Annotated in this window: 20 protein-coding genes; 6 read left to right on the top strand and 14 right to left on the bottom strand. The window is 66.9% G+C overall.

From position 1 onward, the window contains the following. Window positions 1-135 precede the first annotated feature (135 nt). Window positions 136-1,020 (bottom strand): LysR family transcriptional regulator, encoded by an 885-nt coding sequence (locus PVZ72_RS09890; RefSeq protein ID WP_273861814.1) that lies wholly within the window; start codon window positions 1,018-1,020, stop codon window positions 136-138. 84 nt (window positions 1,021-1,104) lie between these two features. On the opposite strand from PVZ72_RS09890, the gene PVZ72_RS09885 reads away from it, so the two are divergent. From PVZ72_RS09885 to PVZ72_RS09870, 4 genes are all read left to right on the top strand, one after another. Next, window positions 1,105-1,437 (top strand): DMT family transporter, encoded by a 333-nt coding sequence (locus PVZ72_RS09885; protein WP_059316027.1) that lies wholly within the window; start codon window positions 1,105-1,107, stop codon window positions 1,435-1,437. 62 nt (window positions 1,438-1,499) lie between these two features. After that, entirely contained in the window at window positions 1,500-2,675 is a 1,176-nt protein-coding gene (locus PVZ72_RS09880) for an FAD-dependent oxidoreductase (RefSeq protein ID WP_273861813.1), read from the top strand. Next, window positions 2,672-3,487, top strand: coding sequence for an aldo/keto reductase (locus tag PVZ72_RS09875; RefSeq protein ID WP_273861812.1), 816 nt, complete (start codon window positions 2,672-2,674; stop codon window positions 3,485-3,487). Before PVZ72_RS09880 ends, PVZ72_RS09875 begins: the two co-directional genes overlap by 4 nt. A gap of 98 nt (window positions 3,488-3,585) precedes the next feature. Then, window positions 3,586-4,482: a metal ABC transporter ATPase gene (locus PVZ72_RS09870; protein WP_187980211.1), complete on the top strand. Its 897-nt coding sequence runs from the start codon at window positions 3,586-3,588 to the stop codon at window positions 4,480-4,482. A gap of 96 nt (window positions 4,483-4,578) precedes the next feature. On the opposite strand, the gene PVZ72_RS09865 is transcribed toward PVZ72_RS09870, so the two are convergent. The 9 genes from PVZ72_RS09865 to PVZ72_RS09825 form a co-directional block, all read right to left on the bottom strand. Then, window positions 4,579-4,968, bottom strand: a complete 390-nt coding sequence (locus PVZ72_RS09865) for a tautomerase family protein (protein WP_273861811.1) — start codon at window positions 4,966-4,968, stop codon at window positions 4,579-4,581. Window positions 4,969-5,128: 160 nt separating this feature from the next. Next, window positions 5,129-5,872: a TIGR00266 family protein gene (locus PVZ72_RS09860; protein ID WP_187980213.1), complete on the bottom strand. Its 744-nt coding sequence runs from the start codon at window positions 5,870-5,872 to the stop codon at window positions 5,129-5,131. Window positions 5,873-6,253: 381 nt separating this feature from the next. Further along, a complete protein-coding gene (locus tag PVZ72_RS09855) occupies window positions 6,254-6,562 on the bottom strand; it encodes a chaperone modulator CbpM (protein ID WP_187980214.1) in 309 nt (102 codons plus the stop codon). Continuing rightward, window positions 6,562-7,506 (bottom strand): curved DNA-binding protein, encoded by a 945-nt coding sequence (gene cbpA, locus PVZ72_RS09850; protein ID WP_273861810.1) that lies wholly within the window; start codon window positions 7,504-7,506, stop codon window positions 6,562-6,564. The genes PVZ72_RS09855 and cbpA overlap by 1 nt, the downstream gene beginning before the upstream one ends. A 227-nt stretch (window positions 7,507-7,733) precedes the next feature. Beyond that, a complete protein-coding gene (locus PVZ72_RS09845) occupies window positions 7,734-8,741 on the bottom strand; it encodes a transporter (protein WP_158891300.1) in 1,008 nt (335 codons plus the stop codon). Between the two features lie 258 nt (window positions 8,742-8,999). Beyond that, complete coding sequence (gene lysS / locus PVZ72_RS09840) at window positions 9,000-10,502, bottom strand: lysine--tRNA ligase (RefSeq protein WP_273861809.1); 1,503 nt, start codon at window positions 10,500-10,502, stop codon at window positions 9,000-9,002. A gap of 75 nt (window positions 10,503-10,577) precedes the next feature. Beyond that, window positions 10,578-11,673, bottom strand: a protein-coding gene (prfB, locus tag PVZ72_RS09835) for a peptide chain release factor 2 (RefSeq protein WP_133862613.1) whose coding sequence is annotated in 2 segments (ribosomal slippage) — window positions 10,578-11,600 and window positions 11,602-11,673 — 1,095 coding nt in all. Because the reading frame shifts where the segments join, the coding sequence is not laid out codon by codon here. 100 nt (window positions 11,674-11,773) lie between these two features. After that, entirely contained in the window at window positions 11,774-13,396 is a 1,623-nt protein-coding gene (locus tag PVZ72_RS09830; RefSeq protein ID WP_187980217.1) for an MFS transporter, read from the bottom strand. Between the two features lie 109 nt (window positions 13,397-13,505). Further along, window positions 13,506-15,179: a GMC family oxidoreductase gene (locus tag PVZ72_RS09825; protein WP_273861808.1), complete on the bottom strand. Its 1,674-nt coding sequence runs from the start codon at window positions 15,177-15,179 to the stop codon at window positions 13,506-13,508. Between the two features lie 146 nt (window positions 15,180-15,325). On the opposite strand from PVZ72_RS09825, the gene PVZ72_RS09820 reads away from it, so the two are divergent. Beyond that, a complete protein-coding gene (locus PVZ72_RS09820) occupies window positions 15,326-16,228 on the top strand; it encodes a LysR family transcriptional regulator (protein WP_133862616.1) in 903 nt (300 codons plus the stop codon). A gap of 3 nt (window positions 16,229-16,231) precedes the next feature. Here the strand turns inward: PVZ72_RS09820 and PVZ72_RS09815 are convergent, their stop codons facing one another. Continuing rightward, window positions 16,232-16,936, bottom strand: a complete 705-nt coding sequence (locus PVZ72_RS09815) for a tellurite resistance TerB family protein (protein WP_273861807.1) — start codon at window positions 16,934-16,936, stop codon at window positions 16,232-16,234. 191 nt (window positions 16,937-17,127) lie between these two features. On the opposite strand from PVZ72_RS09815, the gene PVZ72_RS09810 reads away from it, so the two are divergent. Then, the gene (locus PVZ72_RS09810) at window positions 17,128-17,598 is read left to right on the top strand and encodes a nuclear transport factor 2 family protein (protein ID WP_187980219.1); all 471 of its coding nucleotides are present in this window, start codon (window positions 17,128-17,130) and stop codon (window positions 17,596-17,598) included. Between the two features lie 39 nt (window positions 17,599-17,637). Here the strand turns inward: PVZ72_RS09810 and PVZ72_RS09805 are convergent, their stop codons facing one another. The 3 genes from PVZ72_RS09805 to PVZ72_RS09795 all read right to left on the bottom strand — a co-directional run bounded on the left by PVZ72_RS09805 (window position 17,638) and on the right by PVZ72_RS09795 (window position 21,298). Then, complete coding sequence (locus PVZ72_RS09805) at window positions 17,638-18,741, bottom strand: NADH:flavin oxidoreductase/NADH oxidase (RefSeq protein WP_273861806.1); 1,104 nt, start codon at window positions 18,739-18,741, stop codon at window positions 17,638-17,640. A 296-nt stretch (window positions 18,742-19,037) separates the two neighbouring features. Beyond that, entirely contained in the window at window positions 19,038-20,759 is a 1,722-nt protein-coding gene (gene recJ / locus PVZ72_RS09800) for a single-stranded-DNA-specific exonuclease RecJ (protein WP_273861805.1), read from the bottom strand. Next, window positions 20,759-21,298 (bottom strand): YaeQ family protein, encoded by a 540-nt coding sequence (locus PVZ72_RS09795; protein WP_133862621.1) that lies wholly within the window; start codon window positions 21,296-21,298, stop codon window positions 20,759-20,761. Before PVZ72_RS09795 ends, recJ begins: the two co-directional genes overlap by 1 nt. Window positions 21,299-21,322 lie beyond the last annotated feature (24 nt).

Here is a 21,322-nt window from a genome sequence, read left to right as displayed (position 1 = left end):
AATGGGACTTTCGTTGGCATGGGTCGTGGGCGAGTGCTGAAGGTCCGTCTTGTTGGGCTTCGCTGCGCTCAGCACCAACCTACGGGCGATCCGGGTAGGTTGGGTTGAGCGAAAGCGAAGCCCAACACGCCACGCTCAACCAATCGCCCGCAATTCTTCCGCCAGTCGCTGCGCCAGCCAGCGCGCGGCCGGCCCCGGTGCGGCGTTGCGGCGCCAGGCCAGCTCCACCACCAGGGCCGGCGGCACCCAGTCGCAATCCAGCTCGGCCAGCAGGCCCTGGTAGGAGGGATAGCGCGCCACGTGCCGCGGCAGCCACCCCCAGCCCAGGCCGCGCATCAGCAATTCGGCGAGCAGGTAGAAGCTGTCGGCGCGCCAGACCTGGGGGGCGATCTGCTCGCCGCCGGGATAGGGATGCTCCAGTGGCGCGATCAGCAGCTGGCGATGGCGGGCCAGTTCGCGTCGCCCTACCCCACGCTGGCTGGCCAGGGGATGCTGGGCGCCACAGGCGGTGACCTGGGCGACATCGCCCAGCGCCTGGCGCTCCAGGGCCTCGGGCATGTGCTCATGGCGAAACAGCAGGCCGAGGTCGGCCTGATCAGTCAGCAGCTTGCGCGCCACATCGCCCTGGGCGCCGCTGGTGAGCTGGACTTCCAGATGCGGGAAGGCCGCCGCCAGGGCGTCCAGGGCATCGAGCACCGGCTGGTAGGGCATGGCCTCGTCCAGTGCCAGGCGCAACAGCGGTTCCTGACCGGCACAGAGCGCCTGGGCGCGGCTGTCCAGGCGCTGGCACTGGCGGAGCACCTCACGCGCCTCCTCCAGCAGCGCCAGCCCGGCCGCAGTGATGACTGGCGTGCGACCGTTGCTGCGCGTGAACAGCACGACGCCCAGGTCAGTCTCCAGCAGGGCGATGGCGGCGCTCACCGCCGATTGCGCCCGCCCCAGACGCCGCGCCATGGCCGAGAAACTCGCACCCTCGGCGATGCCGACGAAGATCTCCAGTTGCTCCAGATTCCACTGCACGACCCATCTCCCTGACAGATAGGTATCAACTTTCACCTATCGTCCGGAAAGGCACAATGGGGGCCTTCGACAGGAGGAATCATCATGAGCGGATACATCTACCTGGCCATTGCCATCGCTGCCGAGGTCGTCGCCACCACCTCTATGAAGGCCATCAGTGGCTTCAGCAAGCCACTGCCACTGTTTCTGGTCATTACTGGCTACGGCCTGGCCTTCTGGATGCTGACCCTGGTGGTGCGCAGCATTCCCGTGGGCGTCGCCTACGCCATCTGGGCCGGGCTGGGCATCGTGCTGGTCAGCATCGCCGCGGCGGTGCTCTACGATCAGAAGCTGGACCTGCCGGCCATGCTGGGCATGGGGCTGATCGTCGCCGGGGTGGTGGTGATCCAGCTGTTTTCCGGCAGCACCGGGCATTGAGACCAGCGGCGGCGAGGAGCGTGTAAAATCACTCCTTTGCCGATTATCCGAGCAGGCCGTTCATGTCCCAACCCTGGTCCACCGATATCCTCATCGTCGGCGGCGGCGTCGCCGGCCTCTGGCTCAACGCCCGTCTCAGACGCGCCGGCTACGCCACCGTGCTGGTGGAGACCGGCGCCCTGGGCGGCGGCCAGAGCGGCAAGTCCCAGGGCATCATCCATGGCGGCACCAAATATGCCCTGACCGGGATGCTCACCGGGGCTTCCGAGGCCATCGCCGACATGCCGCGGCGCTGGCGCGAAAGCCTGGCCGGCAGCGGCGAGCTGGATCTTTCCGGTGTACGCCTGCTCTCCGAGGCCCACTACCTCTGGTCGCCGGGCAGCCTGGCCGGCAACCTCACCAGCTTCTTCGCCAGCAAGGCGGTGCGCGGCCGGGTGGATGCGGTCAAGGGCGACGAACTGCCACCGGCCCTGCGTGACCGCGCCTTCAAGGGCAAGGTCTACCGCCTGGCCGAGCTGGTGCTGGACGTACCCAGCCTGGTCGCACGCCTGGCCGAACTGGCCGGCGACAGCCTGCTGGCCGGGCATGACCTCCAGCCCCTGCGCGAGGACGGCGAGCTGACTGGTCTGGTGGTGGACGGCCAGGCCATCCGCGCCCGCCGCATCGTGCTCACCGCCGGCGCCGGCATGGCCGATCTGCTCCAGGCGCTCCACCTCGAACAGCCGGCCATGCAGCGCCGCCCGCTGCACATGGTGGTGGTCAAGGGTCCCATGCTCAAACCCCTCTATGCGCACTGCCTGGGTGGCGGCCCCAAGCCGCGGGTGACCATCACCAGCCACCCCACCGCCGACGGCCAGTGGCTGTGGTACCTGGGCGGCGACCTGGCCGAGGCCGAGGGCGTGACCCGTGAGCCAGCGGCGCAGATCGCCACGGCGCGCGAGGAATTGCAGCGCCTGCTGCCCTGGATCGACTTCGACGGCGCCCGCTGGGCAACCCTGCGCGTGGATCGCGCCGAGCCGGCGCAATCCGGACTGGTGCGTCCGGACAACGCCTTTCTCGCCGAGGAAGGGCGCCTGCTGGTGGGCTGGCCGACCAAGCTGGCGCTGTCGCCGGACCTGGCCGACCGGGTCCTGGCCAATCTCGACCGCGACGGCATCGCGCCAGGACAGCACCCCGCCCTGCCCGCCCATCCGCAACCGCCGGTGGCCGCGCCCTTCTGGGAGGAGCTGCTGCCATGAGCCTGCGCACCCTGCATGGTCTGCAGCGTCCGCTGGGCAGCACCGGTCTCGAGATTTCCCCACTGGGCCTGGGCACGGTCAAGTTCGGCCGCGACCAGGGCGTGAAGTACCCCAACGGTTTCACCATCCCCGACGACCGCAGCGCCGCCGATCTGCTCAGCCTGGCCCGCGAGCTGGGCATCAACCTGCTGGACACCGCGCCCGCCTACGGCCGCAGCGAAGAACGCCTGGGTCCACTGCTGCGTGGCCAGCGCCAGCACTGGGTGATCGCCAGCAAGGTCGGCGAGGAATTCACCGATGGCCTGTCCAGCTTCGACTTCAGCGCGGCCCATACCCGCCGCTCGGTGGAACGCAGCCTGCGCCGGCTGGAGACCGACTGGCTGGACCTGGTGCTGGTGCATTCCGATGGCAACGACCTGGCCATCCTCCAGGACAGCGGCTGCTACGAGACCCTGGCCGAGCTCAAGCGCGAAGGCCTGATCCGCGCCTTCGGCTTTTCCGGCAAGACCGTCGCGGGCGGTCTCAAGGCGCTGGAGACCGGCGATTGCGCCATGGTCACCTTCAACCTCAACGAAGACGCCGAGATCCCGGTGATCCGAGCCGCCGCCGCCCAGGGCAAGGGCATCCTGATCAAGAAGGCCCTGGCCAGCGGCCACGCGGTGCTCGGTACCGGCCAGGATCCGGTGCGCGCGAGCTTCGCCCGGGTATTCGGCGAGCCCGGGGTGAACGGTGCGATAGTCGGCACTATCGATCCCCTGCACCTGTCACATAATGTCCGTACCCTGGCCGAAGTGATCACCGCTCGGCCCTGATCCAGAGCGTTTCGCTGAACCCTTGCCTTCGTCCGCTGGACGTCCTGCCCGGTCGCCCGGGACGGCGCGTCCGCGGCACACTACAACAGGAGTCGGCCATGCCCCAGCTCATCGCCCGCCACAATCCCAAGGCGTTCAAGACCCTGCCCCTTTCGGTCGAGGCCAATCATGACGGCCTCACCTACCAGGCGCTCGGCCAACCGCTGAATTTCAGCGAGATGCTGGAGCGGCGCAAGCCGATCGAGATCGAGGATGCCCAGCACTTCAGTGCGAAGCTCGCCAACCTGGGCGTCTCGGTGCGCCTGACGCTGAACTGGCAGGGCCAGGACCACTGGCTGCTGGTGCGCCAGCGCCGGCCCGACCGGGGCGACGTGGTGCTCAAGCTGATCTCCGGTTACATCCCGACCCACGAACTGGCCCTGCCGCTGCTCACCGCCGTGCAGGAGGTGGCCGAGGAGTGCCTGATCGAGACGCCGCGCGGCTGGCTGGCCGGACGCTTCGCCGACACCTGGCTGCCGACGCCCTATGCCCCGGCCCTGCCCTACCGCGAGGACGTGGCCTTTCGCCTGACCCCGCGCTCGGGCGCGGCGCGGCCGGTGCGCTGCGGCAGCCTGGCGCTGCTGGAGCGTCCCCGCGCCTATGTGCACACCCCCACCGCCTCGCTGCAACTGGTCTATGACCTGCTGCTGGAACTGCCCAAGGAATGCAAGGCGCCGAGTCTGTTCCACGTCGACGAGAAGATCGAGAACGGCCAGTTGCTGGCGCGCCTGGCGCGCCAGCGCCCGGACCTCTATCTGGTCGCCCTAGACGACGGCAAGCCCACCGGCGAGCTCTACACCCTGTCCGCCGGCCAGCGCCTGCCGGTGTCGACCCGCGGCCTCTGGCTGTCGGAAAGCTTCGCCCGCCAGGACGGCTGGCTGGTCCACGACAGCCGGGTGCGCTGGCGCGACTGGCTGGAGCGCATGGCGCCCCAGAGCGCCCTGCAGCGGGCCTAGGTGAGCGGGGGCTAGCCGTTTCGCCTCTACCTGGAAATGCCAGGCAAGACCGGCCATTCCCGTCGCAGCCACGGGAGTGGCCTGTTCGAATCCGGCTTATAGCTCGCCTGTCAGGAATTGGGCCCTGCCCTGACCAAAGCTCCAATCCTCATCGCCATTCACCACGATCGAAACCATCACGTCGTTTGCCTCGATGCCACACCGTGCGTGCAGTTCATGACAGACCTTTGCGTAAAAGCGGGTCTTGGCCGCCTGGTCTCGAAGCCGACTCGTAATACTGATCAAGGTCTGTCTGTGGGTTCTCGGAATGTCCAATCCGGTGTCCTGCATGATGAATCGGCCAGGCTTGTGTTCGGTCAGAACCTGGTAGCGATCCCGCACAGGGACGTCGAAGGCCTCCACCACGGCGTGGTGAACCCCATCGAGCAGGTTTTGCAGATAGTCGTCGTTATGACCTTCCAGGACATCGATACGAAGAAGCGGCATGTAACACCTCGGCAATGGAATCGGCAGGCTCTAGGCCAAGGCTTTCGAGGCACATTTCGTCGATTTGTTCATTGCGATAGGCAATCGCGCATCACCGCCGGGCGGGTGCTCTGGACCTTCGTCGCGGAGTTACCGAAAGCTGCCATTTTCCCTGCAGAAACTAATCACCCCCGGCGCGGCGTTCACCGGTGACGCCGCCGGCCGCGGCCTGGACCCGGCCGGCTAGCCGGGAAAAGGGCAAGGTCTGGATCCACACGGTGCCGTGGCCGCTCAGGGTCGCCAGCACCAGGCCTTCGCCACCGAACAGCATGCTGCGCAGGCCACCCGCCAGCTTGATGTTGTAGTCGATGCCGCTGGTGAAACCCACCAGGCAACCGGTGTCCAGGCGCAGGGTCTCGCCCCTGAGGTCCTTGCGGATCACCGTGCCGCCAGCATGCACGAAGGCCATGCCATCCCCCTCCAGCCGCTGCAGGATGAAGCCCTCGCCACCGAAGAAGCCGGCGCCCAGACGCCTGGTGAAGGCCACGCCGATGCGGGTGCCCCTGGCGGCGCAGAGAAAGGAATCGCGTTGGCAGAACAGGGTGCCGCCCAAGGCGGCGAGGTCCAGCGGAATCACCTGTCCCGGATAGGGCGCGGCGAAGGCGACGTGGCGCTTCTCGCGCCCTTCGTTGGTGAAATGGGTCATGAACAGCGACTCGCCGCCGAGCATGCGCTTGCCGGCGCCCCAGAGCTTGCCGAGCAAGCCAGCGGAGCCGTCGCCCATGCGCGCGGTGAAGTCGATGTCGGCCTCCATGTAGGTCATGGCACCGGCCTCGGCGATCACCGTCTCGCCGGGATCGAGACCGATCTCCACCGCCTGCAGGGATTCGCCGAGAATGCGGTGGTCGAGGATATGGCTGGGCATGAGGGTTTCCTGTACCGCTGTTGGAGGTTCCCAGCCTAGCAGCGATGGCAGGGGTTGGCGTGCTAGGCCCGGTACCAGCGGTGGCTTGGGTAACGTGACAAATGGGGTAGAAGGTTCACTTGGGATGCTGGCCTGGTCTTCACCCTGGGGTTGAACCTCCAGGAGATCGCGGCCATGGGCCGCTCCTACGGGCAGGACCAAGCTGGCCGCGGCTGGAACCGAACTTCGTGCGCCAGCTTCCCTCACCCCAGCCCTCTCCCAGAGGGAGAGGGGGCATTCGTGCAGGCTGGGCTGAGCGCAGCGAAGCCCAACATGGCCAGGTTCAACCAGAGACCGCTGGGCGTCGACGATGCAGCCGCCTCAACCAGCCTACGCGGCCGGTCAGATGTCCCGCAGCTCGCCGGCGAAGCGCTCCAGGCGCCGCCGCAGGCGCCGGTTCTCGCGGCGCAGCTCTTCCACCTCGTCCAGCAGGTGCAGGGCCAGGGCCGTCGCGGACCAGTCCAGGTCCAGTTCGTGGCGCAGGCGCACGGCGCGACGGGCGCGGTGCAGCGCGCCGGTATCGAAGTGCCACTCGGACGGGCGCTTGCCCCGCTGTGGCGCCAGGATGCCGTGCTCGACGATCTCCACCACCACCGGCTCGCTTACCTCGCAGAGCACGCAGAATTCCTGCAGGACGATCAGACTGCTCATCAGACTCTCCTCCAGTCGCGGCGGGGATCGAAGGCCGCCCGCTCGGCCAGTTGGCGCCACAGCGCCTGGGTTTCTTCGTCGCCTCGAGGCGGCATCACCACTTTGAGCAGGGCATGCAGATCGCCCTGCCCGGCCTTGCCGGCCAGGCCCTTGCCGCGCACCCGCAACCGCGCACCATTCTGGCTGCCGGGCGGGATACTGAGCATGATCTGCCCATCCAGCGTCGGCACCTGCACCCTGGCGCCCAACGCGGCTTCCCAGGGGGCGAGCGGTACGCTGACCACCAGATCCTGGCCATCCACGTCGAACAGCGGGTGGGGCACCAGGCGGATGACCAGATAGAGGTCTCCCGCCTCGGCACCGCCGAGCCCCGGCTCGCCCTGACCTTTCAGGCGGATGCGTTCACCATCGCCGCTGCCGGTGGGAATCTTGACGTTGAGCGTCTTGGTGCTCTCGCCCACGCGGCGACCCAGTTCATCCCGCTGCGGCAGGCTGAAACTCAGCGGCTTGGTGCTACCGGCCTGGCTCTCTTCGAGAAACAGCGGCAGCTCCAGTTCGATGTCACGGCCCCGGCGGGCGAAGCCGCCGTGCGGGGAACGCCCGGCGGCGCCGAACAGGGACTCGAAGAAGTCGGAATAGTCCTCGCCGAAACCGGCATGGGGATCGCTGTAGTCGGCACCGGAGCCCGGCTGCCAGTCCGGCGGCACCTGGAAGCGCTCGCCCTGCTGCTGGTAGAGGCGTATCTGGTCGTATTCCGCCCGCTTGTGCGGATCGCGCAGGACATCATAGGCCTCGGCCACCTCCTTGAAGCGGGCCTCGGCCTCGGCCTCCTTGCTCACATCGGGGTGGTACTTGCGCGCCAGCTTGCGATAGGCGGTCTTGAGGGTCTTGTCGTCGACGTCGGGAGCGACGCCGAGCACCTCGTAGTAGTCCTTGAAGTCCATCGTGGTCTCCAGTGGGAGGCTGCCTAGTGTGGTGCTACAGCGGTTCGCGCAAGAGTTGGCAAGTGATTTTTCCTCTTGGGCTAGGCGCCGCGACGAGTCATAGCAGGGCTATGGCGAGGAGTGGCAACGACGTCCAGGAGCAAAAAGCGCCGCCAAAATTGTGCAGTCAACTTCTGAAGCACCGCACTAAAGACCGCGACGCACGCCCGGGGGTTGCACGCAGCCGGTCAGTCACCGCGCTTGCGAAAGGCCAGGCTGCCGGCCAGCACCGTGAAGGTCGCCACCAGCGCCACCAGGATCCAGAAACCGTGGGGCGAGTCGGAGAGCGGGATGCCGCCGACGTTCATGCCGAAGAAGCCGGCGATGATGTTGATCGGCAGGGCCAGCACCGTGACCAGGGTCAGGGTGAACAGGGTGCGATTGGTCTGCTCGGCGGAGGCGGCGGCGATCTCTTCCTGCAGCAGCTTGAGCCGCTCCACCAGGGCGGCGAGGTCGTCCAGCACCCGGTCGAATTCCTCGGTCGCCTCGCGCAGGGTCTGGATGTCGTCGCGCCGCAGCCAGGCCGGCGGACGGTTGAGCAGTCGCAGCAAGGAGCCCGGCTCCAGGGCCAGCAGCCGTTGTAGCCGCACCAGGGCGCGTCTCAGGCCGCCCAGTTCGGCGCGACTGGCGGAGAGCCGCTGGGACAGCAGGCGATCCTCGATGGCATCCACCTTGACCGTGGTGTCGCGGATGATGCCGGTGAGCACATCGGCCTGATCGCGCAGAAGGTGCACCAGCAGCTCCAGGGTGGAGCCGAAGCCCTCGCCGCGACGCACCGCATGGCGCAGGCGATCCACCGAGCGCAGTGGCTGGGCGCGGGCGGTCACCAGCAGTCCCGGGCGGGCGCAGGCCCAGAGGGTGGCGACGTCCACCGAGACCTGGCCGTAGGCGAGGGTCACGTCGTTCACCACCCCGAGCAGGGTGTCGTCGGCCGGTTCCAGCCGGGTCGAATGGGAACCGGCGTGCAGGGATTCGAAGAACTCCTCGGGCAACCCCAGGTGCTCGCGCATCCAGCGCTCGGCGGCGGCGTGGGCCAGGTTGAAGTGCAGCCAGCGAAAACCGCCCTCTTCCGCCTCCCAGGGATCTTCCGGCGCCATGGTCAGGGCCCGGCCCGGCTGGCCCGAGGTGAAATGGTAGGCGTAGAGCAGCCCCAGCCGTTCAGCGGCCGGATGCAAGGGGATCAACGTATTGGTCATGGCTACCTGCAAAGGGACGCGACATCAGGGCTCTTTAAGAGCCTGTTCAAAGTCTGCTGCGCGTCGGCCAAACAGCGTTGAAAACGCCCTCGGAATGCTCATTTACCCTTCGTAAATTCCGCTTCCTCAGCCCTTTTCGCCTTGTTTGGCTCTAGCTCGCTAGACTCTGAACAGCCTCTTAGCAGGTCCGGATGAACCTTTGATGACAGAGCCCCGGTCGGCGGCAGCCGGAGTGACGCCCCGAACGGGGCGCCACCCTTATTGCGGACGCATGTGCGGGAAGAGGATGACGTCGCGGATCGACGGCGAGTTGGTCAGCAGCATCACCAGGCGGTCGATGCCGATGCCTTCGCCGGCGGTGGGCGGCATGCCGTATTCCAGGGCGTTGATGAAGTCGGCGTCGTAGTGCATGGCCTCGTCGTCACCGGCGTCCTTTTCCTGGACCTGCAGCATGAAGCGCTCGGCCTGGTCTTCGGCGTCGTTGAGCTCCGAGTAGGCATTGGCGATCTCGCGGCCGCCGATGAACAGCTCGAAGCGGTCGGTGACGCTGGGGTTGTCGTCGTTGCGACGCGCCAGCGGCGAGACCTCGAAGGGATACTCGGTGATGAAGTGCGGCTGCTCCAGCTTGCTCTCCACCAGTTCCTCGAAAATCATCACCTGCAGCTTGCCCAGGCCTTCGTGACCCAGCACCTTGGCGCCGGCCTTCTTGGCGATGGCGCGGGCCTTCTCGACGTCCTGCAGGTCTGCCGCGGTAATGTCCGGGTTGTACTTGAGGATGGAGTCGTACACCGACAGGCGCACGAAGGGCTCGCCGAAGTGGAAGACCTTGTCGCCATAGGGCACGTCGGTGCTGCCGAGCACGGCCATGGCCAGTTCGCGGAACAGTTCCTCGGTGAGGTCCATGTTGTCGTGGTAGTCGGCGTAGGCCTGGTAGAACTCGAGCATGGTGAACTCGGGGTTGTGCCGGGTGGAGACGCCTTCGTTGCGGAAGTTGCGGTTGATCTCGAAGACCTTCTCGAAGCCACCGACCACCAGGCGCTTGAGGTACAGCTCCGGCGCGATGCGCAGGAACATGGCCAGGTCCAGGGCGTTGTGGTGGGTCTCGAAGGGCTTGGCCGCCGCGCCGCCGGGAATGGTCTGCAGCATGGGGGTTTCGACTTCGAGGAAACCCCGCTCCATGAGGAAGCGGCGGATGTGGGCGATGACCTGGGAGCGTACGCGGAAGGTCTGGCGGACCTCCTCGTTGACGATCAGATCGACATAGCGCTGGCGATAGCGCAGCTCGGTGTCGGTCAGGCCATGGTGCTTGTCGGGCAGCGGGCGCAGCGACTTGGTCAGCAGGCGCACGTCGCTCATGTTGACGTAGAGATCGCCCTTGCCGGAACGGGCCAGGGTGCCTTCGGTGGCGATGATGTCGCCCAGGTCCCAGCTCTTGACCGCTTCCAGGGTTGCCGCCGGCAGGGTCTTGCGGTCGACGTAGACCTGGATGCGCCCGCTGGTGTCCTGCAGCACCATGAAGGCGCCGCGGTTGAGCATGATGCGCCCGGCCACCTTGACCTTGATGCCTGCGGCTTCCAGCTCTTCCTTGGTCTTGTCGACGTACTGCTGCTGCAGGTCACCGGCCAGGCTGTCGCGGCGGAAGTCGTTGGGGAAGGGAATGGCCTGCTGGTCGCGCAGCTCGGAAAGCTTTTCCTTGCGCTGGGCGATCAGCTTGTTGTCTTCCTGTTCCTGGGCTTGGGGATCTAGGGGTTGTTCGCTCATGTCTGCTGTTTACCTGGGGTGCTGACCGTAGGAGCGGCTCATAGCCGCGATAGAGCNCCTACAGGAAATGATGGATTAAACGCCCTGCTTGAGGCTGGCTTCGAGGTATTCGTCCAGATCGCCGTCGAGCACCTTGTCGCAGTCGCTGCGTTCCACGCCGGTGCGCAGATCCTTGATCCGCGAGGCGTCGAGCACATAGGAACGGATCTGGTGGCCCCAGCCGATATCGGACTTGGAATCCTCCAGGGCCTGGGACGCGGCGTTGCGCTTCTGCATCTCCAGCTCGTACAACTTGGCCCGCAGCATCTTCATGGCGGTGTCCTTGTTGGCGTGCTGGGAGCGTTCGTTCTGGCAGGCCACCACGGTGTTGGTGGGCACGTGGGTGATCCGCACCGCTGAGTCGGTGGTGTTCACGTGCTGACCGCCGGCGCCCGAGGAGCGGTAGGTGTCGACGCGCAGATCCGAGGGGTTGATCTCGATGTCGATGTTGTCATCGATTTCGGGCGAGACGAACACCGCGGTAAAGGAGGTGTGGCGACGGTTGCCCGAGTCGAAGGGACTCTTGCGCACCAGGCGGTGCACGCCGATCTCGGTGCGCAGCCAGCCGAAGGCGTATTCGCCCTTGATGTGCACGGTGGCGCCCTTGATGCCGGCGACCTCGCCTTCGGACAATTCGACGATCTCGGCGCTGAAGCCGTGCTGGTCGGCCCAGCGCAGGTACATGCGCAGCAGCATGTTGGCCCAATCCTGGGCCTCGGTGCCGCCGGAGCCGGCCTGGATGTCCAGGTAGCAGTTGTTCGGGTCCATCTCGCCGCTGAACATGCGGCGGAATTCCAGCTTCTCGAGGATGCCGCGCAGGCGCTCCACCTCGGCCGCCACGTCATCGACGGCGCCCTGGTCTTCCTCTTCGGCAGCCATTTCCAGCAGGTCGGTGGCATCGGCCAGGCCGCCGTTCAGCTCGTCCAGGGTACCGACCACCTGGGCCAGCAGGGCGCGCTCGCGGCCAAGATTCTGGGCGTACTCGGGCTTGTTCCAGACAGCGGGGTCTTCGAGCTCGCGCTCGACTTCGACCAGACGATCCTTCTTCAGATCGTAGTCAAAGATACCCCCGAATGGTCTCGGTGCGGCTGGAGAGGTCCTTGATGCTGGTGACGATCGGGTTGATTTCCATGGGGGAAACACTCGCGAGAAAAGCTGTGGAAAAGCTCGCGAGTATAACCCAATCGGCGGCGAAACTCAGAGTGCGACAGGGATTCGCCGCCGGCGGGAGCTCAATCGGCGTCGAGATCGCGGTGGCGGGTTTCCGGCAGGCACAGCAGCCCCACCACCAGGCTGACACCGGTCACCAGCACCGGGTACCAGAGGCCGTAGAAGATGTCGCCGGTATAGACCACCAGGGCAAAGGACACCGTCGGCAGGAAGCCGCCGAACCAGCCGTTGCCGATGTGGTACGGCAGCGACATGGAGGTGTAGCGGATGCGCGTGGGGAACAGCTCCACCATCAGCGCCGCCAGGGGTCCGTAGCAGAGGGTGGCGATCAGGATCAGGGCGAAGATCACCGCCACCACCATGGGCTTGTTGACCTGGGCCGCATCGGCCTTGGCCGGATAGCCGGCGGCCTGTACCGCCGCGCGCAGGGCCGGTTCGTCGAAGCCGACGATGACCTTGTCACCGACGTTGACCTGCACCGCGTCCCCCGGTGCCGCCGCCACGCTGCGGTAGGGCAGCCCGCTCTTGGCCAGCAGCGTCTTGACCCTATCGCAGGGACTGTCGAAGCGCGCCTTGCCCACCGGGTCGAACTGGAAGGTGCAGGTGGCCGGGTCGGCGGTCACCACGATGGGCGCCTGCTGGCTGGCCTGGTAGATCTGCGGATTGGCGTAGTGGGTCAGGGCCTTGAACAGCGGGAAGTAGAGCACCGTGGCCAGCAGCAGCCCCAGCATCAGGATCGGCTTGCGCCCGACCTTGTCCGACAGCCAGCCGGCGATGACGAAGAAGGGGGCGCCCAGGATCACGCTGATGATCAGCAGGTTGTTGGCCAGCACCGGGTCGAGCTTGAGGGTCTGGGTGAGAAAGAACATCACGTAGAACTGCGACAGGTAGAAGGTCACCGCCTGGCCGCCGTTGATGCTGAACAGCGCGATCAGCACCACCTTGAGATTGCTCCAGTTGGTGAAGGAATCGCGGATCGGTGCCTTGCTCTGCTTGCCCTCGGCCTTCATGCGCAGGAAGGCCGGCGACTCGTGCATGGACATGCGGATCCAGGTGGAGATGGCCAGCAGGAAGATCGACAGCAGGAACGGCAGGCGCCAGCCCCAGACCTCGAACTGGTCGCCGGTCAGGTAGCGGCAGACCAGGATCACCACCAGCGACAGCAACAGCCCCAGGGTCGCGGTGGATTGCAGCCAGCTGGTGTGGGCGCCGCGCTTGCCGGGTGGCGCATGCTCGGCGATGTAGGTGGCGGCACCGCCGTATTCCCCACCCAGAGCCAGGCCCTGCAGCAGGCGCAGCACCACCAGGATGATGGGCGCGGCCACGCCGATGCTGGCGTAAGTGGGCAACAGACCGACGCCAAAGGTGGCGATGCCCATGAGGATGATGGTGGCGAGAAAGGTGTACTTGCGGCCGACCAGGTCGCCCAGGCGTCCGAACAGCAGGGCGCCGAAGGGTCGCACCACGAAGCCGGCGGCAAAGGCCAGGAGGGCGAAGATGAAGGCGGTGGTGTCGTTGACGCCGGCAAAGAACTGCTTGCTAATCACCGCCGCCAGGGCGCCATAGAGAAAGAAGTCATACCACTCGAAGACGGTCCCCAGGGACGAGGCGAAGATCACCTTGCGCTCTTCGCGGCGACTGCTGGCTGCGCTGGGTTGTACCCGGGGTTGGGCATAGTCGGACATCGCACGTTCTCCTGACCCGGGATCGCCGGGCTGATTGTTGTTATGGGCGACAGCTACTACGGTGGAAACGGCGGGAGGCCCCGCCGTCGGTGAAACCGGATGGACGCATCTAGGCAGCGGAGACCGCGCTGGCCCTGGCGATCGCGGCGGGCAACTCGTGGCGGCCCTGTTCGCGGGCCTCGGCCAGCATGAAGGTGGCCGCCTGCTCGGCGATCATCAGGGTCGGCGAGCAGCTGTTGCCCGAGACCAGGGTCGGCATGATGGAGGCGTCGGCCACCCGCAGCCCCGGGATGCCATGTACCCGCAGGCGCGCATCGACCACGGCGTCGGCGTCCTGACCCATGCGGCAGGTGCCGGACGGATGGAAGATGGTGGTGCCTATGGCCCCTGCGGCCTGCTGCAACTCCGCTTCGCTCTGGTAGGCCGGTCCCGGCAGATATTCCTCGGGCCGATAGGCGGCCAGGGCCGGGGCGGCGACGAGGCGCCGGGTCAGGCGGATGGCATCGGCGGCCACCCTGAGATCCTCCGGCGCGCTGAGATAGCGCGGCTGGATCAGCGGCGCGGCCAGCGGGTCGGCGCTGCGGATGCTCACCTGGCCACGACTGGCCGGGCGCAGGTTGCACACCGAGGCGGTAAAGGCGGGAAAGCCGTGTAGCGGCTCACCGAAGCGCTCCAGCGACAGCGGCTGTACGTGGTATTGCAGATTGGCCGAGGGTTGCGCCGGGTCGGAGCGGGCGAAGGCGCCCAGCTGACTCGGCGCCATGGCCAGGGGGCCACTGCGCTTCCAGAGGTATTCCAGGCCCATGCCCAGCTTGCCCCAGAGACTGCCGGCCAGGGCATTGAGGGTCGGCACGCCGTGCACCCGATAGATCAGCCGCAGTTGCAGGTGATCCTGCAGATTGCCGCCCACCCCTTCCAGCCGGTGCCGGACACCGATACCCAGGCCTTCGAGCAGACCGCGCGGACCGATGCCGGAGCGCTGCAACAGGGTCGGCGAGCCGATGGCGCCGGCGCAGAGCACGATCTCCCGCCGCGCCACCAGGCGAAGGGGTTCGGCCTGGCCCGGCAACCGCGCCAGCACCGCCCGTGCCCTGCCCTCCTCCAGCAGCACCCGCTCCACCTGCACACCCGTCAGCACCTGCAGGTTGGCGCGCTGACGGATGGGTTTGAGAAAGGCCTTGGAGGCATTCCAACGCACGCCATTGCGCTGATTGACCTGGAAGTAGCCGCAGCCTTCGTTGTCGCCGGTGTTGAAGTCTTCCACCGGCGCGATACCGGTTTCGCCCGCGGCACTGCGAAAGGCGTCGAGCAGCGTCCAGTGCAGACGCTGCCGCTCGACCCGCCATTCGCCCCCGGCACCATGAAAGGCCGAGGCGCCATCGCAATGATCTTCCATGCGCTTGAACAGCGGCAGCACGTCCTGCCAGCCCCAGCCGGGATTGCCGGCGGCGGCCCAGCCGTCATAGTCGCGGGCCTGGCCGCGCATGTAGATCATGCCGTTGATGGAGGAGCAGCCGCCCAGCACTCGCCCGCGAGGATAGTTGAGCGCGCGGCCACCCAGACCCGCTTCCACCTCGGTCTTGAAGCACCAGTCGGTGCGTGGATTGCCGATGCAGAACAGATAGCCGACGGGGATGTGGATCCAGGGATGGTTGTCACGGCCGCCGGCTTCCAGCAGCAGCACACGATGACTGGGATCGGCGGACAGCCGATTGGCCAGCAGGCAGCCGGCCGGACCGGCGCCGACGATGATGAAGTCATATTCCGCAGCAGGACCGGGCATGACGTTCCCTCGCTTTTTTGTTGTTGTGGTCCCTATCCTAGTGTCGTCATCCGCGAACAACAGTCGCAGAAAACGGGCAACGGCTGTGCATTTCTGAACAATGACCAGCAAGCGGCCCGGCAGACAGGCCTAGACGAGGAAAAGGGATGTTCGACTGGAACGATCTGCGGGTTTTTCTGGAGGTCCAGCGCCATGGGCGCCTGCTCACCGCCGCTCGCAGTCTGGGCGTCAGTCATGCGACCGTCGCCCGCCACCTGGAGGCCCTGGAGCGCGCCCTGGGCAGCCAGCTGCTGGTGCAACAGGCCAGCGGCTATCAGCTCACCCCGGCCGGTCAGGCGCTGCTCGCGCATGCCCAGGCGATGGAAGAAGCCGCGCTGCTGGCCCAGGAGGCGGTAACCCAGCGCCTCAATCCGCTGGGCCAGGTGCGGGTCGGAGTGACCGAGGGCCTGGGCACCGGCTTTCTCGCCCAGCGCCTGGGGGCGCTGCTGCGCGACTATCCCGGGCTGGAAGTGGAGCTGGTGTCGGTGCCACGCTTCGTCAGCGTCACCAACCGCGAGGCGGACATCGCCATCACCCTGGAAAGACCCACCGCCGAAGGCCTGATCGGCCGGCGGCTGACGCCCTATCGCCTGAGGTTCTATGCCAGTCGCGCCTACCTGGATCGGGCACCCGCGCTGGACGCCCAGGCCGACCTCGGCGAGCAGACCTTCATCGGCTACGTCGATGACCTGCTGTACACCCGCGAACTGCAATTCATCCAGGGCCTCTGCCCCGAGCCGCGCATCGTCTTTCGCAGCACCAGCGTCATCGCCCAGCGCGAAGCGGCCTGCGCCGGCATCGGCATCGCGGTGTTGCCCTGTTACCTGGTGGGCCAGAACACCCCCTTGGAAGGCGTGCTCCCGGAGCGGTCCTTCACCCGCGAGTACTGGATCTCGACCCACCGGGAGCTGCACCGCTCAGCGCGTCTGCGCGTGGTCTGGGATTTCCTGCTGCAGCTCTGTGCGGCGGAGCGGAGCGTCCTGCTGGGCGAGGAACGCCCGCTCGCCTAGCCGTCAGACCGCCGCGGCCTCGCGTTCCAGCTCGGCGCGCAAGCCGGGTTCCAGGCGCAGCTGGCGCGCCAGCTCGTCCAGGTAGGCCTTTTCCATGTATTGCTGATCGTCGATCAGCATCAGGCTGGCCAGGTACATCTCGGCGGCCATCTCGGGCGTTTCCGCGGCGGCGGCGACCTTGGCCGGATCCAGCGGCTGCTCCAGTTCGCGCTGCAGCCAGCTGCGCAACTCGGGATCGTTGTCCAGCTTGGCCATCTCGGCCTCGATCGCCTGGCGCTCCTGGTCATCGACATGACCATCGGCCTTGGCGGCCGCGATCAGGGCGATCAGCACCGCCCGGCCATGGGCCTCGGCTTCGTGCTCGGGTACCCGATCCACGGTACGCGGCTCGACGGCCGCCGTCCCCTGGGCCTGATTGGCCTGATTGGCCTGCCAGGACTGATAGGCCTTGTAGGCCACCATGCCGAGGGCCGCCAGACCGCCATAGCCGACCGCCTTGCCACCCATGGCGCGCCCACGCTTGCTGCCCAGCAGCGCGGTCAGGGCCCCGGCCGCGAGGCCGCTGTTGCCCAGCCCGGAGAGCAGACCGCCCAGGGAATCCTTGCCGGTGGACGCCGTGCCGGGTCGGGGGGCCGAGTGACCGGTCTTCTTGGCCAGCGCCTGCTGGCCCGCCTTGAGCAATTGATCAAGCAAACCGCGGGTGTTCATGGATGACCTCCACAGAGTCAGGATTCAGCCCTTTAGGACCACTGGCCACGCCGTCTGGCTCCCGCCACCTGCTTACCGGATGTTGCCGGGGTCGCCGTCGCGACCAGCCGGTCGATACAAAATATTGCTGACCGCGGACCGCCCACGGCGCTACTCTTGCGCCTTCCCCCTGCAGTTGCCGGAGACACCCCATGCGCTCGCGTCTGGCTGTGCTGTTCGCGCTTTCGCTCGCCCTCACCGCCGGCCAGGTTCAGGCCGCCGCCGAGGACGCACGCCTCATCGCCAATCGCTACCTCGATGCCTGGAACGATCACGATGCCGAGGCCGCCAGCGCCCTGCTCGATCCCAAGGTGCAGTATTTCGACAGTGGCGCCGCCACCACCGAGACCAGCCGCACCCAGGCCCGCGACCGGATCGTCAAGGTCACCCTCAAGGCCGTCCCGGATCTGCAGGTGAAGATGGTGCACAAGCCGGTCATCGGCCCACGCAGCATTGCCTTCGAATGGGAACTGACCGGCAACCGCGTCACCGCCACCGGCAAGCAACCGGTCAAGATCCGCGGCGCCAGCATCATGAAGATCCGCGACGGCCGCATCTGGTACCTGGGCGACTACTACGACAGCGACGCCCTGGAGGCGATGCTGCGCCCGGCCAAGTCCTGAACCGGGGAGCCATCCGCGCGGATGGCTCCGTCCCGCGCCCTATTCTTCCCCGAACGGCTTGCGCAGCGGCGTATCCCGGTGCGCGGCGCGCACGTACTGCGGCGGCCAGGAGACCTTTTCGCGCAGGGCCTCGGCGGCATTCAGCGGCCAGTAGGGATCGCGCAGCAGTTCGCGGGCCAGCAGCACCAGGTCGGCCTGACCGGTGCGCAGCACGTGCTCGGCCTGGGCAGCGTCGGTGATCATGCCCACCGCGCCACTGGGAATCCCGGCCTCCTTGCGCACCCGCTCGGCGAACTGGGTCTGGTAGCCGGGCCCGGTGGGAATGTCGGCCTGGGCCGCGGTACCGCCGGAAGAGACGTCGATCAGGTCGACGCCCAGGGTCTTCAGTCGCCGCGCCAGCTCCACCGTCTCGTCGACGTCCCAGCCGTCTTCCACCCAGTCGGTGGCCGAGACCCGCACGAACAGCGGCAACTCTTCCGGCCAGACCGCCCGCACATCGGCGGTCACTTCCAGCAGCAAGCGAATGCGATTTTCGAAATTGCCGCCGTAGTCGTCCTCTCGACGGTTGGAGAGCGGCGAGAGGAACTGGTGCAGCAGGTAGCCGTGGGCGGCATGGATCTCGGCCACCTTGAAGCCGGCCGCCAGGGCCCGCTCGGCGGTTTCCACGAAAGCCCGACGGATGCTGGCGATATCGTCGCGATCTACCGCCGTGGGCCGGGTGTGCTGGGGATCGAAGGCGATGGCCGAGGGCGCCACCGGCACCCAGCCGCCTTCGGCGATGGGCACGCTGCCGTGCTTGCCGAGCCAGGGTTGCCAGGTGCTGGCCTTGCGGCCGGCATGGGCCAGCTGGATGCCGGCGACACTGCCCTGGCCCTCGATGAACTGGGTGATCCGCCGCAAGGGCTCGATCTGCTCGTCCTTCCACAGCCCCAGGTCCTGGGGCGTGATGCGCCCATCGGCGGTAACCGCGGTGGCCTCGAAGATCACCAGACCAGCGCCACCGGTGGCGCGACTGCCGAGATGGACCAGGTGCCAGTCGTTGGCGAAGCCGTCTTCGCTGGAGTACTGGCACATCGGGGAGACCACCACGCGATTGGGCAGGGTCAGCTGACGCAGGGTCAGGGGTTGGAACAGGAGACTCATGGCGGACCTCGTCTAGTCGGGATGCACGGTATTGGAGTGCTACCAACCAGAATAGATCGCCGATCCGACAGGACTCGTCTGAAAAGTCGCCGAGCGAAGGTCAGGCAAGGCGCAACGACCAACGGGAGTAACAGCCAACGGCTGGCCCGGAGGGTGAGCGCCAGCGAATCAAATCAGCGGGGAAGCGGATCGGACTCGCGCTCGAGTTTACGAGGGGTAAATGAGCATTCCGATCGGGCTGGCGAAACAGCTGATTTTTAACGCATCGCCAAGCGCAGGCACTTTTCAAACGAGCCCTAACGCGGTGCCAGGTGCACCACCAGCAACTGTACGTTCTCGTTGCCACGGAATTCGTTCGCGTCCAGCCGATAGGCCAGCTCGGCCCAGCGAATGTTGGGATCGGGCCAGGTGTCGCGGTCGATGTTGAAGGCGATGCCATCCAGCTCCGGGCCGCCCTGCTCGCTGCGCAGGGTCAGCTTGAGGTGCCGCTCCTTGAGCAGACGCTGGGAGAGGATCTCGAAGGTGCCGTGGAACAGCGGCTCGGGAAACTGCTGCCCCCAGGGACCGGCCTGGCGCAGGGCCTGGGCCAGGCCGAGCTGGAATTCGGTCGGGGCCAGGCAGCCATCGGTCTGCAGGCGACCGCTGAGATCCTCGGCCTGCAGGTGACGCCGCACCTCGGCATCGAAGGCGGCGGCAAAGGTCTCGTAGTGCGCCTGGGGCAGGCTGAGGCCGGCGGCCATGGCGTGACCGCCGAACTTGGTGATGAGCCCCGGATGACGGGTCGCCACGGCATCCAGGGCATCGCGGATATGCAGCCCGGGTACCGAGCGCGCCGAGCCCTTGAGCATGCCGTTGCCACTGCCGTCGTCGGCGAAGGCCAGCGCCGGGCGGTGATATTTTTCCTTGAGGCGCGAGGCGAGGATGCCGATCACGCCCTGGTGCCACTCGGGGTCGAACAGGCAGAGACCGAAGGGCAGATTGTCTTCCGGCAACTCCTTGAGCTGCTTGAGCGCCTCGCGCTGCATGCCCTGCTCGATGCTCTTGCGATCCTTGTTGAAGTCGTCCAGCTGCTGGGCATATTCCTGCGCCAGCTGCGGGTCTTCGCAGAGCAGCAATTCGATGCCGATGGACATGTCGTCCAGGCGCCCCGCCGCATTGAGCCGCGGACCGAGAATGAAACCGAGGTCGCTGGAGGCCACCTTGCCCGGCTGGCGCCCGGCCACTTCCAGCAGCGCCTTGAGCCCCGGTCGTGCCCGACCGGCGCGGATCCGCATCAGCCCCTGGTGCACCAGGATGCGGTTGTTGGCGTCCAGCGGCACGACGTCGGCGACGCTGCCGAGGGCGACCAGATCCAGCAACTCGGCCAGATTGGGCTCGGCCAGGCCCTGACGGGAGAACCAGCCGTTCTCGCGCAGGCGACTGCGCAGGGCCAGCATCACATAGAAGATCACTCCGACCCCGGCGATGCATTTGCTGGGAAAGGCGCAGGCCGGCTGATTCGGATTGACGATGGCATCGGCGGCGGGCAATTCGGCGCCCGGCAGGTGGTGGTCGGTGATGACCACCTGCAGCCCGGCCGCCTTGGCCGCAGCCACGCCGTCCAGGCTGGAGATGCCGTTGTCGACGGTGAGCAGCACCTCGGGTTCACGCTGCAGGGCCACGGCGACGATCTCGGGTGTCAGGCCGTAGCCGTATTCGAAGCGATTGGGCACCAGGTAGTCGACCCAGGCCGCGCCCAGGCGACGCAGGGCCAGCACGCCCACGGCACTGGCGGTGGCGCCATCGGCATCGAAGTCGCCGACGATGAGGATGCGCCGACGCTCTTCCAGGGCACGTGCCAGCAGCTCCACCGCCGCCTCGATGCCCTTGAGCTGGTGATAGGGCACCAGCCGCGCCAGCCCCTTGTCCAGTTCTTCCGGCAGGGTCACGCCGCGCGCGGCATAGAGCCGGGTAAGCAGCGGCGGCAGATCGCCCAGATCAGGCAACACCGCCGGCAGCGGACGGGGCTCCAGGCGCATCAACGTTCGCCCAGCAGCCATTCCAGCTGCAATTCGTGCTGACCGCGGTCGTCGGTGACGAACAGGGTGCCTTCGCTGATCATCACCTGCCAGGAAATGCTGCGCGGCAGATCGCGGGCCAGCTCGGCCAGGGGCTCGGCGGGGACCGCGGCGATATGCAGATTCTTCAGCGTCCTGACCGCGTCCACCACCTTGGTCTGCCAGACACGCAGGTTGCCGTAGGCCAGCAGGCTGGTCCGCTCGGTGCGACGGCTGCACCAAGTCAGGCGGTCGGCATCGGGTTGGCCGACTTCGATCCAGTGCAGCACCCGGCCATCGAGACTCTTTTCCCACAGCGCCGGCTCGTCGACGTCGGACAGGCCGCGGCCGAAGGCGAGCTGCTCGTTGTACCAGAGCACGTAAGCCAGCAACCGCACCGCCATGCGCTCCTCGGTCTCGGAGGGATGCCGCGCCACGGTCAGACGCAGATTCTCGTAGACCCCGCGATCCAGATCGGTGAGGTTGAGTTCGACTTTGTAGGGCGTGGCTTGCAGAGCCATGGCGGGTCACCGGCAGGGAAAGCC

Source organism: Pseudomonas sp. LA5, assembly GCF_028640825.1.
Lineage (GTDB): Bacteria > Pseudomonadota > Gammaproteobacteria > Pseudomonadales > Pseudomonadaceae > Chryseomonas > Chryseomonas aestiva.
Note: the sequence above shows the minus strand (reverse complement) of the source record. Positions and strands in the feature narration are given on the sequence as shown.